Origin of the sequence: Micromonospora sp. NPDC005172, assembly GCF_040608555.1 — a bacterium.
GTDB lineage: Bacteria > Actinomycetota > Actinomycetes > Mycobacteriales > Micromonosporaceae > Micromonospora.
This window is the reverse complement of the sequence record NZ_JBEXIL010000002.1, coordinates 129,250-148,658: the sequence shown is the minus strand read 5'-3', so window position 1 is coordinate 148,658 and position 19,409 is coordinate 129,250. Positions and strand designations below refer to the sequence as shown.

The following is a 19,409-nucleotide window of genomic DNA, read 5'->3' as shown; positions in this document are numbered from 1 at the left end:
CGATGTACGCGTTCATCTGGCGCAAGCTCCCGTTCGGACTGGCCGGCAAGCTCACCGGTTCGGTGCTGCTCGCCGTCGCTACGGTGGCCCTGCTCTGGTACGTGGCCTTCCCGTGGGCCGAGCCCCTGCTGCCCTTCGACGACGTGCAGGTCACCCAGGACTCCGGCGTTCCCGGAGAACCCGGCGAGCCGGGCGGTGGAGACGCGGTGACCGGGGAGACCCCGGGCGGCGACGAGCACGACCTGCCGTACGACACGGAACGGAACAACCCCGAGCCGTCCTCCACGAGCAGGTGACGATGCGCGTCCTGGTGATCGACAACTACGACTCGTTCGTCTTCAACCTGGTGCAGTACCTGGGCCAGCTCGGTGTGGACTGCGACGTGCGCCGCAACGACGAGATCGACGTCGCCGAGGTCGGCCGGCTCGACGTTGCGGGTGTCCTGCTCTCACCCGGGCCGGGCAGCCCGGATCGGGCCGGTATCTGCCTGGACGTCATCCGGGAGTACGCCGGCAAGCTGCCGATCTTCGGTGTCTGCCTCGGCCACCAGGCCATCGGGGAGGCGTTCGGGGCAACCGTGACGCGGGCTCCCGAGTTGCTGCACGGCAAGACGTCCGAGGTACGGCACCACTCCGTCGGTGTCCTCGCCGGCCTGCCCGACCCGTTCACCGCCACCCGCTACCACTCGCTGGCCGTACTCCCCGAGACGCTGCCCGACGAGCTGGAGGTGACCGGCTGGACCGGCTCCGGGGTGGTGATGGCGATGCGGCACCGGACGCTGCCCATCGAGGGTGTGCAGTTCCACCCGGAGTCGGTGCTCACCGAGGGCGGTCACCTGATGCTCGCCAACTGGCTGGCGAGTTGCGGTCACACCGAGGCGCTGGAGCGCGCCCCCGCGCTGGCCGCCGAGGTGGACGCCCGGCGACTCGCCGCCTTCGCCAACGCGTAGAGGTCAGCATCGGCCGGTCAGCTTCCCAGGGCATCCCGCACGGCGGGGTTCACCGATGATCGGACCGCAGGTGGCCGGTCCCGGAACGCGTCCCAGGCTGCCTTGCCGCTGGCCAGGTAGTCCCGGACCGCCTTGCCGGCGAGCATGACGGAGCCGCATCCGTCGCATCGAGCGGAGACCCCGTCGACGTCGAGGCCGAGGTGCCGGCAGAGCGTCACCGCCCGGGACAGGTGGTAGGACTGCGTCACGATCAGCGCGCGTTGGACGCCGTACACGTCCCGGGCGCGGACGCAGCTGTCGTACGTGTCCAGGCCGAACGGGTCCGCCACCACCCGTCGCGGGTCGACACCGAGTCGCTCGGTCAGGTACGCCGTCATCACCGTCGGCTCATCGCCGGAGGTGCCCGCGCCATCGCCGGAGACGAGCACCACCCGCGCCCGTCCGGTACGTACCAGCTCGGCGGCGGTGTCCAGACGGCCGACGAGCCTGTCGCTCGGTTGCTTCCCGTCCGCTGCCGCCGCGGTGCCCAGGACGATCACGACGTCGGCGGCCGGCGCTTCCGCCGCGTCGTAGCGGTGCCCCCGTGCGCCGATCGTCGTCCACGACCACGGGACACTGCTCAGCACCACCACGACCACGCCCAGGATCGCCGCGCGCCGCAGCCGTCGTCGCCAGTGGCCCGCCGCTGGTGGGCGGTCGCCGGTGGAGGCCCGGAGGCCCCGCACCCCGATGCGGACCGCTACTCCCCGGAGAGGCGGACCGGCGGCGGGAAGATCGGCTGGCCGGAGCCGCCACCGCCGCCAGGCGTCGGCGTGCCACTCGGCGTCGGCGTCGGCGTCCCCGACGGAGTCGGCGTCTCCTCGACCTCTTCCGGGACACCGATGTCGATGGTCACCGTCTTGCCCTGCGCCAGGTCAGTGCCGCCCTTCGGGTTCTGCTTCTGTACCCGGCCAGCCTCGGCGGCCGGGACCTCGTCGCCGTCGCGGAATGCGACCACGTAGCCAGCCGCGCGGAGTTCGGCGGCGGCGTCGTCCTTGGTGGAGTTGACGACGTTGGGCACCTTGTCGACGTTGCCGCGCGAGACCTCGACGGTCACCTCGCTGTCCTGGGGGACGGTGGTCCCCGAGGGCGGGCTGACCTTGACGACGATGCCCTTCTGCGCGGGGTTGTCGACCGGCTTCTCCTTGACGACCAGCCCCAGTGCTTCGAGCTGGGGCTTGACGTTGTCGAACTGCGAGTTGACCAGACCCGGGGGGATCTTGGCGTCGGGCTTGCCGTCACAGATCTGGACGGTCACGTTGCTCGCCTGCTTCAGCCGGGCGCCCGCCGCGGGGTCCTGCTTGGCGACAGTGCCCTTCGTGCAGTCGTTGGCCAGGACAGGGTCGCCCACCACCGGGTTGAAGCCCGCGTTACGGATCTCGGTGACCGCCGCGTCACGCGTCTTGCCCGCGAGGGTGGGCACCGACTTCAGATCCTTGTCGTCCTGCTGACTCCAGAGCAGCGCGGCGACCAGAGCGATCACCGCCAGCACGCCGACCGCGCTGAACAGGGCGATCAACCAGGAGGACGCCTTACGCTGGCGCGGATCGCCCACCCGTGCCGGGATCTGCCGGGTCTGCGGTCCGGTGGCGGGCGGGTAGCCGCCAGCGCCCCCGGCCGGTGCCATCGCCACCGTCTCCGCCTCGCGCAGCACCGGAGTGGCCAGCACCGGTCGGCCGGCGGCGGCGCGGAGCAGGTCGGCCCGCATCTCGCCGGCGCTCTGGTAGCGGTTGAGCGGGTTCTTGGAGAGCGCCTTCAGCACGATCGCGTCGACCGCCGGCGTCACGTCCGGGTTGATGTCGCTCGGGGTCGGCGGCGTCTCCCGTACATGCTGGTACGCGACGCTGACCGGGCTGTCGCCGACGAACGGCGGGTGCCCACAGACCAGCTCGAAGAGGACACAGCCGGCCGCGTACACGTCGGAGCGCGCGTCCACGGCCTCACCGCGCGCCTGCTCGGGTGACAGGTACTGGGCCGTGCCGATGACCGCGCTGGTCTGCGTCATGGTGGTCGCGCCACTGGCCAGCGCCCGGGCGATGCCGAAGTCCATCACCTTGACCTGGCCGGTCTGGGTGAGCATGACGTTGCCCGGCTTGATGTCCCGGTGGATGATGCCGTGCCGGTGGCTGAACTCCAACGCCGCGCACATGTCGGCGCAGATCTCCAACGCACGGCGGGGCTGCAACCGGCCCTCGGCGCCGAGGACCTCCTTCAACGTCCGTCCGTTGACGAACTCCATGACGATGAAGGGCAACGTCTCGCCGGTCGGGGCGGTCTCCTCGCCGGTGTCGTAGACCGCCACGATCGCCGGGTGGTTGAGCGAGGCGGCGTTCTGTGCCTCCCGGCGGAAGCGCATCTGGAACGTCGCGTCCCGGGCGAGGTCGGTGCGGAGCATCTTGATCGCGACGTCCCGACCGAGCCGGAGGTCGCGACCGCGGTGCACCTCGGCCATGCCGCCGTAGCCGAGCAGCTCGCCGACCTGGTACCTGCCACCGAGCAGGCGGGCCTGCGCTGTCATCGCGTCTGTCGTCCTTCGCTCGTCGTCGTCCCGCCGTCACCCGGCCGGAATCGTCCCTCACGACGGTACGACGTCCGGGTCGCATCGTCGCGTCCGTCGAGCCGCAGCGCGCCGGACGTCACGGTCTGTGAAGCCGGCGCCTCGGACGCACCGTTCTGCGACTGCTTGCGCAGGTTGTAGGAAATCACGCCGGAGCAGAGCAGGACCAGTAAGGCCACCAGGATGGCGAGGAGCACCATCCCGGGCCGGGACCGGCTGGGCTCGGGTGCCGGTCCGGCCTGCCGGGCGTACGCCGGTGGTTGTTCCTGCCGGGTCTGTGCCGGCGGCACCGCTGCGGCACCGCGCGGATAGCCACCCTGGGCGACCGGCGGTCGGGCGTGCGGTACGGCCGGCGCGACCGCCGTGGGGCGGGGCTGCGCGGCCGGCGCGATCGTGGTGGGCCGCTGCCCGACGGGCGACTGTCGATGCGGCGCGCCCGGCGGGCGGAACTGCTGTGCCTGCGGGACCTGGGCCCGGCCGGGCGCGGCGGGCGAGGACGGTGCCCCGGAGATCGGCGCGGAGTGACCGCCGGCCCGGGCCTGCTGGGACAACGCGGCCTTGAGCTGCCGGGCGACCGCGGCGAGGGCGGCGGCGCTCGGCCACCGGGCGGCCGGGTCCTTGGCCAACGCCCGCTCGACGACCGCCCGGACCTGCGGCGGGATGTCGTTGGGCAGCGGCCGGGGCGTCTCCCGGACGTGTCGCATGGCGATGTCGAGCGGGTTGTCGCCCTCGAACGGCCGCCGTCCGGCGAGGCACTGGTAGGCGACCACGCCGAGCGCGTACACGTCGGACGCCGGGGTGGCCACCTGTCCGGTGGCCTGCTCCGGCGAGATGTACGAGGCGGTGCCGAGCACCGAGCCGGCGGCGGTGAGCTGCCCGACGATGTCGGAGCGGGCGATGCCGAAGTCGGTCAGCACGAGCGTGCCGTTCGGCCGGACCAGCAGATTGCCCGGCTTCACGTCGCGGTGCACGATGCCCTTCTCGTGCGCGGCGTGCAGCGCGTCCGCAGCCTGCGCGACGAGGGCCATCGTCCGGGCCGGCGTGAGCCGGCCGACCCGGCTCAGCGTGGACGACAGGGCGTCGCCCTCGACGTACTCCATGACCAGGAACGCGATCTGCTGGTCGTTGCCGAAGTCGTAGACGTCGACGACACCGGGATGGTTGATGGTGGCCATCGTCCGGGCCTCGCCGCGGAACCGCTCGGCGAAGTCCGGGTCGTCGAGCAGCGCGGGGAGCAGGCTCTTCACCGCGACCGTCCGGCCGAGCACCTGGTCGGTGCCGCGCCAGACGTCGCCCATGCCGCCGCTGGCGATCCGCTCGTCGAGACGGTAGCGGTTGCCGAGCTGGACGCCAGGGCTGAGCATGTCAGCGGCCCCCGGGGTCGGCGATGGCGGCCCGCATGATCTGGCCACCGATCCGGGCCGCTTCGGAGCTGCCACCGCTGCCGGCCTGTTCCAGTACGACGCACACGGCCGAGACCGGGTTGCCGTTCTTGTCCAGGGCGAAGCCGATGAACCAGCCGTGGTCGGGGCGGTCCGGCGCGGACTGCGCCGTGCCCGTCTTGCCGCCGACCGTGTAGCCGCTGATCGCCGCCTTCTGGCCGGTGCCCTTCTGGACGACGCCGACCATCATGTCGCGCAGGTCGGAGGCGACCTGCGGCTCGACGGGCTGGCGCAGCTCCCGTGCCTTCGCGGTGTAGTAGCTGGTGGTCCGGTCCGGTGCGAGGAGCTGCCGGACCAGGTACGGCCGCATCTGGCTGCCGCCGTTGGCGACCGCCCCGGCGATCATCGCGCCCTGCAACGGGGTCATCCGGACGTTGTTCTGACCGATCGAGGACTGGGCCAGCGCGGCCGGGTCGGTGCCGCCGTCCGGGTTCAGCATGTCGCCGGTCCGGCTGGCCGCCGTCCGGAAACCGCCCTCCTCGCCGAGCTGGCCGACGGTCAGGTCGGCCTGCTCGAAGCCGAACTGGCGGGCCTTCTCCTTGACCTTGTCCGCGCCGAGTCGCACGCCGAGCTGCGCGAAGCCCGTGTTGCAGGACTCGATGACCGCCTCCTGCAGGGTGACCTGCGGCTCCGGGCAGATCGACGGTACGGCGTTACGGATCGGGGTGCCCGAGGTGGGCGGCGTGTAGCTGGACCCGGCCGGGATCGGGGTCGACTTGGTGACGCCGTTCTCCAACGCCGCCGCGGCAACGACGATCTTGAAGGTGGAGCCCGGGGGCAGCGTCTCGGAGAGGGCGCGGTTCTTCAGCGGGCCGTCCGGGTTCTGCTCCAGCTTGTTGATCTCCGCAGCCGCCGCGGCCGTGTCGTGGCTGACGAGCGGGTTCGGGTCGAAGCTGGGCATCGACACCAGGGCCTGCACCGCACCGGTACGCGGGTCGATGGCGATCGCCGCGCCCCGCTTCGCATCCACCTGGTTGTTGCGCATCTGGTCGTACGCCACGTCCTGCGCCCGCTTCGAGAGCGTGAGCAGCACGTTGCCGCCGGCGGTCTCGTCGCCGGTGAACATGTCCTTGAACCGGTCGCCGATCAACTGGTCGCTGGTGCCGGCCAGGAAGTCGTTCTCCAACTGCTCGATGCCGGTGTCGGCCAGGTTGACCGGCTTGTAGCCGAGCACGTGGGCGTACTTGGCGCCGCCCGGGTAGGTGCGCTGGAACTTCAGCTTGCCGGTGGTCTCCTTGCTGGTGGCCAACGCGGTGCCGCCAGCCTCGATGTTGCCGCGCTTGCGCTTGTAGTCGGCGACCTGGACCCGACCGTTGTAGTCACTGGTGCGGTACTCGTCGGCCTTGTACGCCTGGATCCAGTTCAGGTTCGCGAAGAGCAGACCGAACAGAACCATGACGACGACGCCGACACGGCGCAGGGGTGCGTTCACGGCTTGATCACCTCCGTGGGAGCACCGTGCAACTGCTCGGGCGGACCGCCCGAGGGCCGGGCCGCCTTGCCGGCGCCGCCGGTCACCGGCCGCCGGGCCCCGTCGGAGACCCGCAACAGGACCGCGATGAGCAGCCAGTTCGCCATCAGCGACGAACCACCGGCGGACAGGAACGGAGTGGTCTGGCCGGTCAGCGGAATCAGCTTGCTGATGCCGCCGACGATCACGAAGACCTGGAGGCCCAGAGTGAAGGCGAGACCGCCGGCGAGCAGCTTGCCGAACGAGTCACGGACCGCCAGCGCGGCGCGCAGGCCCCGCTCCACGATCAGCAGGTAGACCACCAGCAGCGCGGAGAGACCGAAGAGGCCGATCTCCTCACCGATGCCGGCGAAGATGAAGTCGTTCTGCACCTCGGGCAGGATGTCCGGCTGACCACCGCCCGGCCCGGCGCCGAAGAGCCCACCCGTGCCGAGCGCGAGCAGACCCTGGACGAGCTGGTAGCCCTTGTCGGTCGGGTCGGCGAACGGGTCCAGCCAGATCTCGGCACGCAGGTAGAAGTTGGCGAACGGGCCGCCGACCGTCGAACCGAGGACGTACGCGAGATAGGCGCCACCGAAGAATAGGAGAAGACCGATCAGCAGCCAACTGACCCGTTCGGTGGCGATGTAGAGGGTCACCACGAACATGCCGAAGTACAGCAGCGAGGTGCCGAGGTCCTTCTCGAAGACCAGCACCAGGAGACTGATCAGCCAGACCACGACCACCGGGCCGAGGTCCCGCCCACGCGGAAAGTCGATACCGAGGAACCGCCGGCTGGCCAGCGAGAGCACCTCACGCTTGCGCACGAGGTAGTACGCGAAGAAGACCAGCAGCGCCAGCTTGGCGAACTCACCCGGCTGGAGCGAGAACCCGCCGACCCGGATCCACAGCTTGGCGCCGTTGATCTCGGACATGCTGCGCGGCAGCACCGCCGGGAGCATCACCAGCACGATGCCGGCGAGCCCCAGGGTGTACGCGTACCGGGAGACCGAACGGTGGTCGCGCATGATGGCGAGCAGGCCGGCGGCGAGAATCACCGAGGCGAGCGTCCAGGCGAGCTGCCGCCCGCCGATGCCGGCGAAGGTGGCCAGATCCTCCCGGTCGACCGGGGCGGCGTCGCCCAGGTCGATCCGCCGCAGGAAACCGACGCCGAGGCCGTTCAGCAGGGCCACCGCCGGCAGCAGAGCCGGGTCGGCGAACGGGGCGAGGAACCGGATGACCAGGTGCAGGCCGAGGAAGACCGCGCCGAGCGCGGCGGCGGGCATCCAGAAATCCGGCGTGACCGTGTCCAGAAGGTTCGCCTCGACGGTCGCCATGTACGCGGCCACCAGCACCATGGCCAGCAGCAGCAGGGACAGCTCGGCGTTGCGTCGGGACCGGGCCAGGCGTACGCCGGACTCCCCGCCCGTGGTGGCGGGCGAGGATGCCGGTGTGGCCGCTACGGTCACGGGTGGAGTCCTTGGGATCTCAGTCGACACTCACTCGGGAGACCGGCAGCCGGCCGGGTCGAGCGCCGGCGGTGCCGAGTCGGAGGGCGTGGCGTCGGGTGCGGTGGTCGGATCGGTCCCGCCTACGGTGGCCGCCATGGTCGGGCTCGCGCTGAGGACCCCGTTTACCGACGCGCTCGGGCTGGTGGCCGGCGTCGGGGACGTCACGGTCGGGCTCGCGGGGGGAGTGGGCGAGGGCGTGCCGGTCGGCACCGCCGTGTCGGGCGTGCAGAGCGGCTTCAGGTTGGGGTTGCTCGGGGTGTCGCTGGTCAACTCCGCGAGCTGACGCTCGGCGTCCGGTTCACTCTTGGCCCGGATGCCCACCTTGACCGTGTCCTGGGCGGCGACGGTGAGGTCGTCCAGGCGGGTGCCACTGGTGCGGTGCACCGTGGACAGATCCATCCCGGCGATCTGCCCCTGGATGCCGCGGAAGACGGCGACCTGGCCCTCCTCGGTGGCACCCACGTAGTACTGGCGCTGGGTGTACGTCCAGCCGGCGAAGAGCCCACCGCCGATGATCACCAGGAGCGCAAGCGCCATGGCGGTGGTGCGTACCGGACGACGCTTGCGCCGCTCCGGCTCGTCGTCGGCGGCCGCCGGCTCCTCGGGCACGGCGGGACGCGGCGCGGAGAGCGCCGAGGCCCGGGCGGCCGGGGTCGATTCGTCCGCCGAGGTGGCCATGCCGCGATCCCGGGCGGCGGCGCCGCCGACGATCGGGGTGGCCTCGACGATGTCGTGGTCGGTGGCGTCGGCGATGATCACCGTGATGTTGTCCGGGCCGCCGCCGCGCAGCGCGAGCTGCACCAGCCGCTCGACGCACTGCTGCGGATCGGTGTACTCCCGCAGGGTCTCGCCGATGGTCTCGGCGCTCACCACGCCGGAGAGGCCGTCGCTACAGATCAGGTACCGGTCACCGGGGAGCACCTGACGCACCGAGTACTCCGGGTCGATGTCCCGGCCGTCCAGCGCGCGGGTCAGCAGCGACCGCTGCGGGTGGCTGCTGGCCTCCTCGGCGCTGATCCGGCCCTCGTCGACCAGCATCTGGACGTATGTGTCGTCCTTGGTGATCTGGGCGAACTCACCGTTGCGCAGGAGATAGGCCCGCGAGTCGCCGATGTGGACCATCCCCAGCTTGCTGCCGGAGAAGAGGGTCGCCGTCAGCGTGGTGCCCATCCCCTCCAACTGCGGGTTGGCGTCCACCGTGTCGCGGAGTTGTTGGTTGGCGGTGCCGACGGCCGAACGCAACGCGTCGACGAGGGCGTCCCCTGGGACATCCTCGTCGAGCGGCGCCATGGCACCGATGACGATGTTGCTGGCGACGTCACCGGCGGCCATGCCGCCCATGCCGTCGGCAACGGCGAGTAGCCGCGGCCCGGCGTAGACGGAGTCTTGATTGCCGTCACGGATCAGACCGCGGTCGCTGTGGGCCGCATAGCGCAGGGTCAGAGTCATGGCCGTAATTCGAGGGAAGTGCGGCCGATCCGGATCGGCACGCCGAGGGGTACGGGGGTTGGTCCGGTGACCTTAGCGCGATCTAGGTACGTGCCGTTAGTCGAGCCGAGATCCTCGACGAACCACTGGCCCTCGCGTGGCACGAGTCGCGCGTGCCGTGCGGAGGCGTAGTCGTCGGTGATGACCAGGGTGGAGTCCTCGGCCCGACCAATGGTGATCTGCGCTTCGCCCAGGGTGATGCGGGTGCCGGCCAGTTGACCGGCGGTGACCACCAGCTGGTGGGCCGCCCTGCCCCGCTTCACCTTCGCCGGTTTGGCCGCCTGCCCCGTCGAGGCGCCAACCGCGCGTGGTGCCGCCACCAGGCGACCGGACCGGGCTCCCGCGAAGAGATCCCGACGGATCACGCCGACCACCGTGAATACGAAGATCCACAGCAGGATCAGGAACCCGAACCGGGCGACGGTGATGACAAGTGCCGGCAAGGCGGCTCAGCCGTCCACGCGGAAGGTCAGCGTCGTGGTGCCGAGCTGGACCATGTCACCGGGGTTCAGGGCGACCGCGGAGACCCGCTGCCCGTTGACCATGGTGCCGTTGGTGGAACCCAGATCGGTCAGCACAACCTGGCCGCCGTCGAAATCCAGTCGGGCGTGTCGCCGGGAGATACCGACGTCGGGCAGGCGCAGGTTCGCCTGGTCACCGCGACCGATCACCGTCGACCCCATCTGGAGGGGGTAGGTGCGTCCGTCACCGGAGACCAGCCGCACGTTGCGACCGCCACCGTGCCCGGGCGGCGGACCGTAGCCGCCACCCTGGTCGTACGCGGGGTACGCGGGCGGACCGGCGTCGTAGCCGGGCGCCGACACCGGGGCGACCTCGCCACCGGTGTAGACCTCGGCGGTGACCCGGAACATTCCCGTGTCGAGGCCCTCGCCCCGCTCGATCTCCACGATCACGTCGCCGTAGACCGTCCAGGCCTGCTCGCCGATGAACTCCGCCTGCGACTGGGCCAACTCCTGGGCCAGCGCGGCGGCGTACGGCGCCAGACGACTGTGGTCGAACGGCGAGAGATCGATCACGTAGCGGTTGGGCACCAACGTGCGCCCACCGGCCAGGATCGCCTTGTGCGCCTCGGCCTCCCGCTGCATGGCGTTGAGGATCTCCACGGGGTGGACCACCCCTTTGAAGACCTTGGCGAAAGCCCCTTCGACCAGGCCTTCCAGACGCTTCTCGAAGCGTTGCAGCACGCTCACCGGCTCCTCCTCGGGTCCCGAGGACATGATGGTATCCGGCCGGCGCGCGCGCAGCTCACACGCCGCTCGGCCGCCTGCTCCCGGCCCGTTCGGAAGGACCGGGACCACCGTGCTAATCTTTCGTCCGCCACGAACGGTAACCGCTCGTGGCGAGCGTCTGGGACAGCGTAGTATTCCCGGGGCCTGTTGGAGACAGCGGGTCCGGGGCGGCTACAGTGTCCCGGGTCGTGCCACGGGGATGTGGCGGAATGGCAGACGCGCACGGTTCAGGTCCGTGTGCCCGAAAGGGCGTGGGGGTTCAACTCCCCCCATCCCCACCAAAAGACGAGGGCTCCGCTTGATGCGGGGCCCTTCCGTCATATCGGGGCGTGCCGGGCGTCACGCTATGCTCCGATGGTTTCTGCCTCCGATGGACCAGGAGTGGCGTGTGAGTGTCGCGTTGGTGACCGGGTCGGGCGGTCTGATCGGCTCCGAGGCGGTCCGGCACTTCGCCGGCCTCGGTCTGGACGTCGTCGGCATCGACAACGACATGCGCCGGTACTTCTTCGGCGAGGACGGCTCCACCTCGTGGAGCCTGGAACGGCTCGGCCGTGATCTCGGTAACTCGTACACCCACTTCGCGGTGGACATCCGGGACCGGGACGGCCTGAAGCAGGTGTTCAAGAAGTACGGCTCGGACATCGCCGTGGTGATCCACAGCGCGGCCCAGCCGAGCCACGACTGGGCGGCCAAGGAGCCGTACACGGACTTCGACGTGAACGCCGGTGGCACCCTCAACATCCTGGAGAACACCCGCCGGCACGCGATCGACGCACCGTTCATCCACTGCTCCACCAACAAGGTGTACGGCGACCGGCCCAACAGCCTGCCGCTGCTGGAGCTGGAGACCCGGTACGAGCTGCCCGAGGACCACCGCTGGTACCAGGGCATCACCGAGGAGATGTCGATCGACCACTCGCTGCACTCGGTCTTCGGCGCCTCGAAGGTGGCCGCGGACGTGATGGTGCAGGAGTACGGCCGCTACTTCGACATGAAGACCGCCTGTTTCCGGGGCGGCACCCTGACCGGCCCGGCCCACTCGGCCGCGGAGCTGCACGGGTTCCTGGCGTACCTGATGCGCTGCGTGATGGAGGGTCGGACTTACAACCTGTTCGGCTACAAGGGCAAGATGGTCCGCGACGCGATCCACTCGCACGACGTGCTGACCGCGTTCGAGGCGTTCTTCCGGGCGCCCCGTTCGGCCGAGGTCTACAACCTGGGCGGCGGTCGGCACTCCAACACCTCGCACATCGAGGCCTTCCGGATCGCGGAGGAGATCACCGGCCGCGAGGCGCAGATCAACTACGTCGAGCAGAACCGCACCGGCGACCACCAGTGGTACGTGAGCAGCATGGCCCGGTTCGAGGCGCAGTACCCGGACTGGAAGATCACGTACGACGTGCCGATGATCCTGCGGGAGATCTACGAGGCCAACGTGGACAAGTGGGTGCCGCAGGCATGACTCGCCAGACCAAACGCAACGTCCTCGGTGTCCTCGTCGACGCCACCGACTACGCCTCGGCGACGGACGCCGTGGTGGCCGCGGCGCACGAGCGCCGGCCTCTCGCGTTGACCGCGCTGGCCGTGCACGGTGTGATGACCGGGGTGCTCGATCCGGCGCACAACGCCCGGCTGAACTCCTTCGACGTGGTCACCCCGGACGGACAGCCGGTGCGCTGGGCGCTCAACCTGCTGCACCACGCCGGGCTCACCGACCGGGTCTACGGGCCGACGCTGACCCTGCACGTGCTCGCCCGCTTCGCGGACGAGGGGCTGCCCGTCTACCTGTACGGCTCGACCGAGGAGACGTTGGCCAAGCTGATCCCGGCGCTGGAGCGGATGTTCCCGGCTCTGAAGATCGCCGGTGTGGAGCCGTCGAAGTTCCGCGCGGTCCAACCGGGCGAGGACGCCGAGATCGCCGACCGGATCCGGTCCAGTGGTGCCCGGCTCGTCCTGGTGGGGCTCGGCTGCCCGCGCCAGGAGGTCTTCACGTACGCGATGCGCCCGCTGCTGGACATGCCGATGATGGCGGTCGGCGCGGCGTTCGACTATCACGCCGGGCTGTTGCGCCAGCCTCCGTCGTGGATGCAGCGCGCCGGCCTGGAGTGGTTCTGGCGGCTCGGTCTGGAGCCGAAGCGGCTCTGGCGCCGCTACGTGATCCTCAACCCGGCCTACCTGACCCGGCTCGCCGGCCAGAAGACCGGTCTGTGGAAGGCCCGCCCGCCGGCCCCGGCCACCGAGCGGCCGGCGACCTTCGCGGTCTGACAACCGATCTGGTACGACACGAGGCCCCACCGGGATCTTCCGGGTGGGGCCTCGTCCCTGGATGGGGAACAGGTCAGACGGTCAGGGTCCAGCTGCTCAGGTAGCCGGTGTCCGCCGAGTAGACGTCGCGCACCTGGAGTCGCCAGGTGCCGTCCGCGGCTTCGCCGGACAGGTTGACCGAGTACGTGGTGTTCACGTTGTCGGCGCTGTCCGAGGTGCTGCTGTTCTTCAGCCGGTACGAACTGCCGTCTGGAGCGAGCAGGTCGATCACCAGGTCGCCCCGGAACGTGTGGACGATGTTGACCGCCACGGTGGAGGCCGACGAGGCGTTCCGGCCGCAGCCGGAGATGGTGATCTGGCTGGTGATCGCAGCGCCGGCGTCCGGGATCGTCAGGGCGGCGCCGTTGGTGCCGGTGCAGCCGGTGGGCGGCGGAGTGGTGCCGCCACTACCCACGTAGAGCAGCAGGTTCGGTGAGCCCGAGCCGGCATTGGTGATCACGTTCGGCGTGGCGTTGGACACCAGTTGGTTGCGCACCTGGGCCGGGGTCCAGCTCGGGTTGGCGCTCGCCACCAGGGCGGCCGCCCCGACCACGTGCGGCGTGGCCATCGAGGTGCCGCTGATCGTGTTGGTCGCGGTGTTGCTCGTGTACCAGGACGAGGTGATCGACGATCCGGGCGCGAAGATGTCCAGGCAGGTGCCGATGTTGGAGAACGACGAGCGGGCGTCGGAGTTGGTCGTCGAGCCGACCGTGATCGCCTCCGTGGTGCGCGCCGGCGAGACGTTGCAGGCGTTCGCGCCGTTGTCGTTGCCGGCCGCGAGGCCGTAGGTCACGCCGGAGGCGATCGAGTTGCGGACGGCGGTGTCCAGCGAGCTGTTCGCCCCGCCGCCGAGGCTCATGTTCGCCACGGCCGGCTTGATCGCGTTCTGGGTGACCCAGTCGACGCCGGCGATCACACCGGCGTTGGTCCCGCTGCCGGAGCAGTTCAGCACGCGTACGCCGACCAACTGGACGCCCTTGGCCACGCCGTACGTCGAGCCGCCCACGGTGCCGGCGACGTGCGTCCCGTGCCCGTTGCAGTCGTCCGCCGACCCGCCGTCCACGGCGTCGTAGCCGGAGGTGGCCCGGCCCCCGAAGTCGTTGTGGGAGAAGCGGATGCCCGTGTCGATGATGTAGGCGTGCACGTTGCTCGCCGTGTTCGGGTAGGTGTAGGAGCTGTCCATCGGAAGGTTGCGCTGGTCGATGCGGTCCAGGCCCCAGGACGGCGGGTTGGCCTGCGTACCGGAGATCGACACGGTGTGGTTCTGCTCGACGTACGCGACGGCCGGGTCGGCGGCGATCCGTGCCGCCGCGGCCGCGCTGACGGTGACTTCGAAGCCCCGCAGCGCCGTGCCGTAGGTGCGGGCGATCTTTCCGCCGTGTCGGCCGGTCAACCGTTGCGCGGTGTCGCCGACCCGGTTCGGTGCCACGGCTGCGTCCTTGAGGACGACGATGTAGCTGTCCGGTACGGCGGTTGCCCCACCAGCCTCCCGTACGACGCCGACGGGCTCGGCGGCCAGAGCCGGGGCACCGACGGCCAGCACGGTCGCGGTGGCCACCCCGACCAGTGCGGACCTGCGTGGAAGACCCATCTCCCTACCTCCCTCCGACCGGCGTCGAGACGCGACCACCGGTACCACTGATCGACAATCGCCGATCTAGGTGAGGGTAGGTCGATGGGGTCGGGTAGATAAACATGCCGAAACGTCCATCACCCGGATGGGATGCCCCCTACGGGCCGGGCTTCCGGGGGCAGCGGGGGTCCGCCCCGGATTCGCTGCGTTCCCCAACGGGAAAGACTCTCCGACATGGAGAGTCAGCTCACCATCCTGTTGCCGGTTGCCGCCGTCTGGCTGGCCGCCGGGGTCCTGGCCGACCGACTGCCACGGCTGCGGGACGCGCGTGCGCTCCGTCGGCGTACCGGATGGTTGCTGGCGCTCGCGCTGGCCGGCGTGGCGCTGCTCGCGGCGGCGTCCATCGGCGGCATGTCGAGCGCCGGCACCGCGCCGATCGACCGGGCCGCCGCGGGGCTCACCCTCACCACCGGCCCGGCGCTCGTGGTGGTCCTCTGCTCCGTACGGCGGATCCGCCGGCTGCGGGCCGGGGCCGGCGCGTTCGACACCGCACCCGGTACGCCCGCCCCGCACGGGCTGCGTGCCGCTGCGGCACACCCGCTCGTCGGGTTGCCGTTGCAGGTCACCGCCCTGGCGACGCTGCCGGCCGTGATCGCGGCAGCCGGCGCGGACCTCGGCGCCGAGCCCGGGGTGACCGGCCCGGCGATCACCGTCGGAGCACTCGCGGTAGCCGTCATCGGTGTCCGGCACGCGCTGCGACACAGTCGGCTCATCGAGCGGGCGCAGCCCACGGCCGCGCGGTCAGCGCGAGCGGCCGGCCCCCTGCACGTATAGGAGTTCCAGGATCGCCCGGGTCGCCTCGAACCAGCGATCCAGCCAGCCGGGCGGCGGCACGCTGCCCTTCGGCGGCAACTCCATCAGCAGGCCACGCAGCAGTGGGTGGTCGGCCAGCGAGCTGGTGGGCTCGATCGGCCAGCCGTCCGGCGGGAACGACGGCTCGACCAGCGGGTTGGGGTCCAGCGACGGCAGCGAGAGCGGCGGATCCATCGGCTCCGCACCCGACACCTCCCGCCCGTCCAACTCCTGGTCGGCCGAGATCACCTCGGTCAGTACGGTGTCCCGGCGCGCCCCGCGGTACTTGCCACCGAACCGCTCCGGCTTGGCCGGACCGTTGGTGAGGTTCTCTGATCCGATCGTCGTCATCCGTCTCGCCTACCTCGCTCGGGTGCGAATCGGTGCGGCGCGTCATCGACCAACGCCGTACCGACGGGTTCAACGAGGCGGGCCCGTTGTGGCGACGGGAATCCCGGCGGAACCTCGTCACGCCCGGCCGTCCCGGTTGCCGCTCCCGGCTCGCCGAAGCGCGGACACGGAAGGTCCCCGCCCGGTCACGGACCGGACGGGGACCTTCATCGACCACTCGGTCAGGCCGAGCCCAACACACCACCCCTGGCTCCGGCGACGAAGGCCCGCCAGTCACCGGGAGCGAAGACCAGGGCCGGGCCGGCCTTGTCCTTCGAATCCCGTACGCCGACTGCCCCGGTCACGTACGCCACCTCTACGCAGTTGTCGCAGTTCGGCCCGCTCTTCGAGCTCTTGAACCACGTCGCCTGCGTCAGGTCCACGGGGAACCTCTTGGTCGCCATTTCGGCTCCTCTGCCAGTTTTGCGATGTGTGCGACGGACTCCTCCGGACGAATGGCCGCAGCGCGGATGTGATCGAAGATGAAGCTGTACTTCTGCAGTTCGTCGCTCTTCTCGAGGAAAAGCCCACCCGTGGCGTTCTCCGCGTACACAACATCCGGATCACCGGGCTCGGGGAAGCTGAGGATCGTGAAGGTGCCGTCCATGCCGGCGTGCGCACCCACCTCGAAGGGGAGGATCTGGAGCGTCACGTTCGGCAACTCGGCCACCTCGACCAACCGCCTGAGTTGGCCGCGCATCACCTCGTCCCCGCCCACCGGCCGACTTACCACCGCCTCATCGAGCACCACCCACAGATCGACCGGATCGTCCTGGGTCAATAACGACTGACGGCCGAGACGGACACGCACTCTTTGATGTACCTGATCGGCGGTGAAGTCCGGACGGGCGGCGCGGATCATCGCACCGGCGTACTCCTCGGTCTCCAACAGACCGGGGACGACCTGCTGTTCGTACGCCCGGATGGAGCTGGCCGCAGCCTCCAGCCCGACGTACGCCCCGACCAGCACCGTGCTGTACGGGTGCCACCAACCCTTCTGCCGTGCCTCGCGGGCGATCTGCACGAGCTCGTCGCTCTCGGCACCGACCACGCCGTAGATCCGCAGCATGTCCCGCACGTCGCGCGGGGTGGCCGTGGTGTGTCCCGTCTCGATCCGGGAGACCTTGGACGCCGAGCACTCCAACTGCTCGGCCACCACTTCTATGGTGATCCCGGCCGACTCCCGTTGCCGGCGCAACTCCGCGCCGAGCCGTCGCCGTCGAATCGTCGGGCTGCGCCGTTCACTCATCGCGCGGCCTCGGCACTTTTGGTCCTCGCCGCTGGTTGCTCGACCCCACTCTCGGGCTACCTCCGGTCGCCGCGCCACTGGTTGCCGCCTGCCGGGGGCGCGACCGTCGACCGGCGAGCGTTCGCGACGAGGGGTGGTGCCGGTCATCGGCCGGCCGCGACGGGCGAAACCGGCCCTCAGTGTGCCGTCCGTACGCGGATGGCTTCAAGCGCCGCTTTGCGTGGCGAACTCACGTATCGGCAAAAGTCGACGTGCAACTTGCATGAAGCACGTCGCTGATGCACTCTGTCCGTATGGCTCGGATCACTCAGCGTTTCGGTCCGCTCTCTGGGCGTGGTGACCCCACCGACCCCGGACAGCCGGATGGGACGCGGGCCCGGCCAGCGACACCCGGACCTGCGCCGGGGTAATGACCCCACCGCTGCAAGCCAGTTGACTGCGGCGGTGGGCGCGGTTCCCGGCAGCAGTCAGGTGATGGTCGGGTGGCGGCACGCCACCAGCGTGTACGGCCCGACCACCACCAGCACCATCCGGTCCACGAGGCGCGATCCCGTCACCGGGCCGAGATCATCCCAGACCAGTCACCCGCCGGCACCCCGCCGGCTTACCCTCCCCAGGAGCCCATGTGCTTCCCCGCTCCGGTGACGTTCTGCACGTGACTCGCGCGGCGAGTGTCCAGTTCCTCAGGCCGATCATGTTCCGGGTGATCCGGGTGCTCGACTGGCCGACGTACGACGGTTGGCTCTGGCTCGACGGCTACGAACTCAACGCCGCAGGCGACGCCGTCAACCGACGGTCGATCTTCGTACAGCGGGAAGGGCTGCAACAGGTGCAGGCCGCACCCGTGCCCCGCCCGCACACCGTACGGACCCGTCGACCCGTTGCCCGTACGCCGGTCCGAGTCGGCTGACCAGCGCGATCCGCCGCGGGTAGGCGTGCCGTCGCCATAGAATCGGTACGCCCACCCCGGCACCGTTCCACCCGCACGTCCAGGACCCTGAGCCTGGGATGGTCATGGTCAATCAGCCCGCCGTGCGGCGGCACCACCGCTGGAGTATCACCTACGCTCTCGGACTGCTCGCCCTCCTCGGAGCCGTGACCACCGCCGTGGTCCTGGTTCGCGATCCGGCGTCGTCCTCCACCCGGCTGGCCGTACCGGTGCCGGCACCAGAGATCACCGTGGTCAGGTCCGACCCACCGGCCGACGACTACGGTTGGATCGGCGCCGACACCACCGACGGGTACGTCGAGACGACCAGCCCGGCCGCCGGTACCGGCGCTGGCGGTCAGGCCGATGGCCGCCAGGATCTCGCCGCGCCGACGCCGACCGGGCACGCCACCACCGACGTACGCCGCTCGCTCTTCTGGTCCGGGATCTTCGGCCTCACCATCTCGCTCGCCGGCCTCGGCCTCGTCGGCACCCGCCGGCGGATGTGGTGAGCGTCGGTCACGGCGTGGTCGTCGCCGTTGGGCTCAGGCTGGTCTGGCTGACCTCCGTCGAGGGCCGGGCCTGGGAGACCACCACCTGCACCTCCTCGTCGGTCCCCACCAGGGTGCCGGCAGCCGGATCGGTCCGCACCACGGTCCCGGGCGGCAGTTCGGACGGGCGGTACACCACCCGGTAGCTCAGGCCCAGCCGTTCCAGCAGCCCCTCGGCGGTCGACTGTCCAAGCCCGGTGAGCGGCGGCACCGGTATCTGCGCCTCCTCGGTGGTGGCCGCCGGGCTGCTCGGCGACGCGCTGCTGGGCGCCGCCGACGTCGGGGCGCTGCTGCTCGGCGGCGCCGTGACGCTGGCCGGCGGGACAGACGGCGTGGCCGGGCCGTCGGGGTCGTCCTCCCGCGCGCTCAGCACCACCCACAGGGCCGTACCGAGCAGGGCGGCGAGCAACAACGCGAGTACGCCCCAGAGGATCGGCAGCCACCAACGCCGGCCGCCCTGCTCCTCCACGTACCAGTCCGCCGACGGTTCGGCCGGGCGAGGCGCTCGTACCTCGGCCCGCCCGGACCACGCCGGCGGCATCGACCGCTCCACCGGCATCCGTGCGGTCCGGTCATTCGCCGACGCGGCCCGGTCGATAGGCATCGTCTCGTCCGGCGACGCGCTGCCACCCGACGCCGCCCGATCGATCGGCATCGTCTCGTCCGGCGACGCGGTGGGTTCCGGCTGCTGCGGACGGCCGCCGGCTGGCGGCAGAGGGCGGGTCCGGTCGTCGTCGGGCCCGGCGGGCGGCTCCTGGCGGTCGTCGCTCATGGCACGTCCTTTCCCGAACCGGGCGGGCGCCCTGGCCCTCGACCGTCAACCTAACCGGCCACGTCGACATCGGCCGGCATCGGTGACGCGAACCGCGTGCCGCC

General features: G+C 70.7%; 20 protein-coding genes and 1 tRNA gene. 8 read left to right on the top strand and 13 right to left on the bottom strand.

The window, feature by feature from the left end; all coding sequences use genetic code 11:
• Positions 1–2 precede the first annotated feature (2 nt).
• Positions 3–296 carry a hypothetical protein gene (locus tag ABZV06_RS01990; protein WP_355242757.1) on the top strand — a complete coding sequence of 98 codons (294 nt, stop codon included), beginning with the start codon at positions 3–5 and terminating at the stop codon, positions 294–296.
• 2 nt (positions 297–298) lie between these two features.
• Complete coding sequence (locus ABZV06_RS01985; protein ID WP_355617786.1) at positions 299–949, top strand: aminodeoxychorismate/anthranilate synthase component II; 651 nt, start codon at positions 299–301, stop codon at positions 947–949.
• 17 nt (positions 950–966) lie between these two features.
• Here ABZV06_RS01985 and ABZV06_RS01980 read toward each other — a convergent pair whose 3' ends face one another.
• Genes ABZV06_RS01980 through ABZV06_RS01945 form a run of 8 tightly spaced genes read right to left on the bottom strand, consistent with a single transcriptional unit; the run spans position 967 to position 10,674 of the window.
• A complete protein-coding gene (locus ABZV06_RS01980) occupies positions 967–1,674 on the bottom strand; it encodes an ElyC/SanA/YdcF family protein (RefSeq protein WP_355617783.1) in 708 nt (235 codons plus the stop codon).
• Between the two features lie 14 nt (positions 1,675–1,688).
• On the bottom strand, positions 1,689–3,506 hold the full coding sequence (gene pknB, locus ABZV06_RS01975) for a Stk1 family PASTA domain-containing Ser/Thr kinase (RefSeq protein WP_355242766.1): 1,818 nt from the start codon (positions 3,504–3,506) through the stop codon (positions 1,689–1,691).
• Positions 3,503–4,909: a protein kinase gene (locus ABZV06_RS01970; RefSeq protein ID WP_355242769.1), complete on the bottom strand. Its 1,407-nt coding sequence runs from the start codon at positions 4,907–4,909 to the stop codon at positions 3,503–3,505. The genes pknB and ABZV06_RS01970 overlap by 4 nt, the downstream gene beginning before the upstream one ends.
• 1 nt (position 4,910) lies before the next feature.
• Entirely contained in the window at positions 4,911–6,419 is a 1,509-nt protein-coding gene (locus ABZV06_RS01965) for a penicillin-binding protein 2 (RefSeq protein ID WP_355617780.1), read from the bottom strand.
• The gene (locus ABZV06_RS01960) at positions 6,416–7,906 is read right to left on the bottom strand and encodes an FtsW/RodA/SpoVE family cell cycle protein (RefSeq protein ID WP_355242775.1); all 1,491 of its coding nucleotides are present in this window, start codon (positions 7,904–7,906) and stop codon (positions 6,416–6,418) included. The genes ABZV06_RS01965 and ABZV06_RS01960 overlap by 4 nt, the downstream gene beginning before the upstream one ends.
• 30 nt (positions 7,907–7,936) lie before the next feature.
• Positions 7,937–9,397: a protein phosphatase 2C domain-containing protein gene (locus ABZV06_RS01955; RefSeq protein ID WP_355242778.1), complete on the bottom strand. Its 1,461-nt coding sequence runs from the start codon at positions 9,395–9,397 to the stop codon at positions 7,937–7,939.
• Entirely contained in the window at positions 9,394–9,879 is a 486-nt protein-coding gene (locus tag ABZV06_RS01950; RefSeq protein WP_007454124.1) for an FHA domain-containing protein, read from the bottom strand. The genes ABZV06_RS01955 and ABZV06_RS01950 overlap by 4 nt, the downstream gene beginning before the upstream one ends.
• A 6-nt stretch (positions 9,880–9,885) precedes the next feature.
• Positions 9,886–10,674, bottom strand: a complete 789-nt coding sequence (locus ABZV06_RS01945) for a DUF3662 and FHA domain-containing protein (protein ID WP_007454122.1) — start codon at positions 10,672–10,674, stop codon at positions 9,886–9,888.
• A gap of 207 nt (positions 10,675–10,881) precedes the next feature.
• Between ABZV06_RS01945 and ABZV06_RS01940 the strand changes: the two genes are divergently transcribed.
• The 3 genes from ABZV06_RS01940 to ABZV06_RS01930 all read left to right on the top strand — a co-directional run bounded on the left by ABZV06_RS01940 (position 10,882) and on the right by ABZV06_RS01930 (position 12,951).
• Positions 10,882–10,967 (top strand) — tRNA-Leu (locus tag ABZV06_RS01940).
• Positions 10,968–11,032: 65 nt separating this feature from the next.
• Positions 11,033–12,148, top strand: coding sequence for an NAD-dependent epimerase/dehydratase family protein (locus tag ABZV06_RS01935; protein WP_355617777.1), 1,116 nt, complete (start codon positions 11,033–11,035; stop codon positions 12,146–12,148).
• Positions 12,145–12,951 carry a WecB/TagA/CpsF family glycosyltransferase gene (locus ABZV06_RS01930; protein ID WP_355242785.1) on the top strand — a complete coding sequence of 269 codons (807 nt, stop codon included), beginning with the start codon at positions 12,145–12,147 and terminating at the stop codon, positions 12,949–12,951. The genes ABZV06_RS01935 and ABZV06_RS01930 overlap by 4 nt, the downstream gene beginning before the upstream one ends.
• A 73-nt stretch (positions 12,952–13,024) precedes the next feature.
• Here the strand turns inward: ABZV06_RS01930 and ABZV06_RS01925 are convergent, their stop codons facing one another.
• Positions 13,025–14,581: a S8 family serine peptidase gene (locus tag ABZV06_RS01925; protein WP_355617774.1), complete on the bottom strand. Its 1,557-nt coding sequence runs from the start codon at positions 14,579–14,581 to the stop codon at positions 13,025–13,027.
• 216 nt (positions 14,582–14,797) lie between these two features.
• Here ABZV06_RS01925 and ABZV06_RS01920 point away from each other — a divergent pair, with 216 nt between their 5' ends.
• Positions 14,798–15,397, top strand: coding sequence for a hypothetical protein (locus tag ABZV06_RS01920; protein WP_355242791.1), 600 nt, complete (start codon positions 14,798–14,800; stop codon positions 15,395–15,397).
• Here ABZV06_RS01920 and ABZV06_RS01915 read toward each other — a convergent pair.
• The 3 genes from ABZV06_RS01915 to ABZV06_RS01905 all read right to left on the bottom strand — a co-directional run bounded on the left by ABZV06_RS01915 (position 15,365) and on the right by ABZV06_RS01905 (position 17,054).
• Positions 15,365–15,766 carry a hypothetical protein gene (locus ABZV06_RS01915; protein ID WP_355242794.1) on the bottom strand — a complete coding sequence of 134 codons (402 nt, stop codon included), beginning with the start codon at positions 15,764–15,766 and terminating at the stop codon, positions 15,365–15,367. The genes ABZV06_RS01920 and ABZV06_RS01915 overlap by 33 nt on opposite strands.
• Before the next feature lie 221 nt (positions 15,767–15,987).
• Positions 15,988–16,209, bottom strand: a complete 222-nt coding sequence (locus ABZV06_RS01910) for a DUF397 domain-containing protein (RefSeq protein ID WP_355048523.1) — start codon at positions 16,207–16,209, stop codon at positions 15,988–15,990.
• Positions 16,179–17,054 carry a helix-turn-helix transcriptional regulator gene (locus ABZV06_RS01905; protein ID WP_234584497.1) on the bottom strand — a complete coding sequence of 292 codons (876 nt, stop codon included), beginning with the start codon at positions 17,052–17,054 and terminating at the stop codon, positions 16,179–16,181. Before ABZV06_RS01905 ends, ABZV06_RS01910 begins: the two co-directional genes overlap by 31 nt.
• A 625-nt stretch (positions 17,055–17,679) precedes the next feature.
• Between ABZV06_RS01905 and ABZV06_RS01900 the strand changes: the two genes are divergently transcribed.
• On the top strand, positions 17,680–17,964 hold the full coding sequence (locus ABZV06_RS01900; RefSeq protein WP_355242798.1) for a hypothetical protein: 285 nt from the start codon (positions 17,680–17,682) through the stop codon (positions 17,962–17,964).
• A 98-nt stretch (positions 17,965–18,062) separates the two neighbouring features.
• On the top strand, positions 18,063–18,494 hold the full coding sequence (locus tag ABZV06_RS01895; protein ID WP_355242800.1) for a hypothetical protein: 432 nt from the start codon (positions 18,063–18,065) through the stop codon (positions 18,492–18,494).
• Positions 18,495–18,501: 7 nt separating this feature from the next.
• Here the strand turns inward: ABZV06_RS01895 and ABZV06_RS01890 are convergent, their stop codons facing one another.
• Positions 18,502–19,305 (bottom strand): PASTA domain-containing protein, encoded by an 804-nt coding sequence (locus ABZV06_RS01890; protein ID WP_355242803.1) that lies wholly within the window; start codon positions 19,303–19,305, stop codon positions 18,502–18,504.
• Positions 19,306–19,409 lie beyond the last annotated feature (104 nt).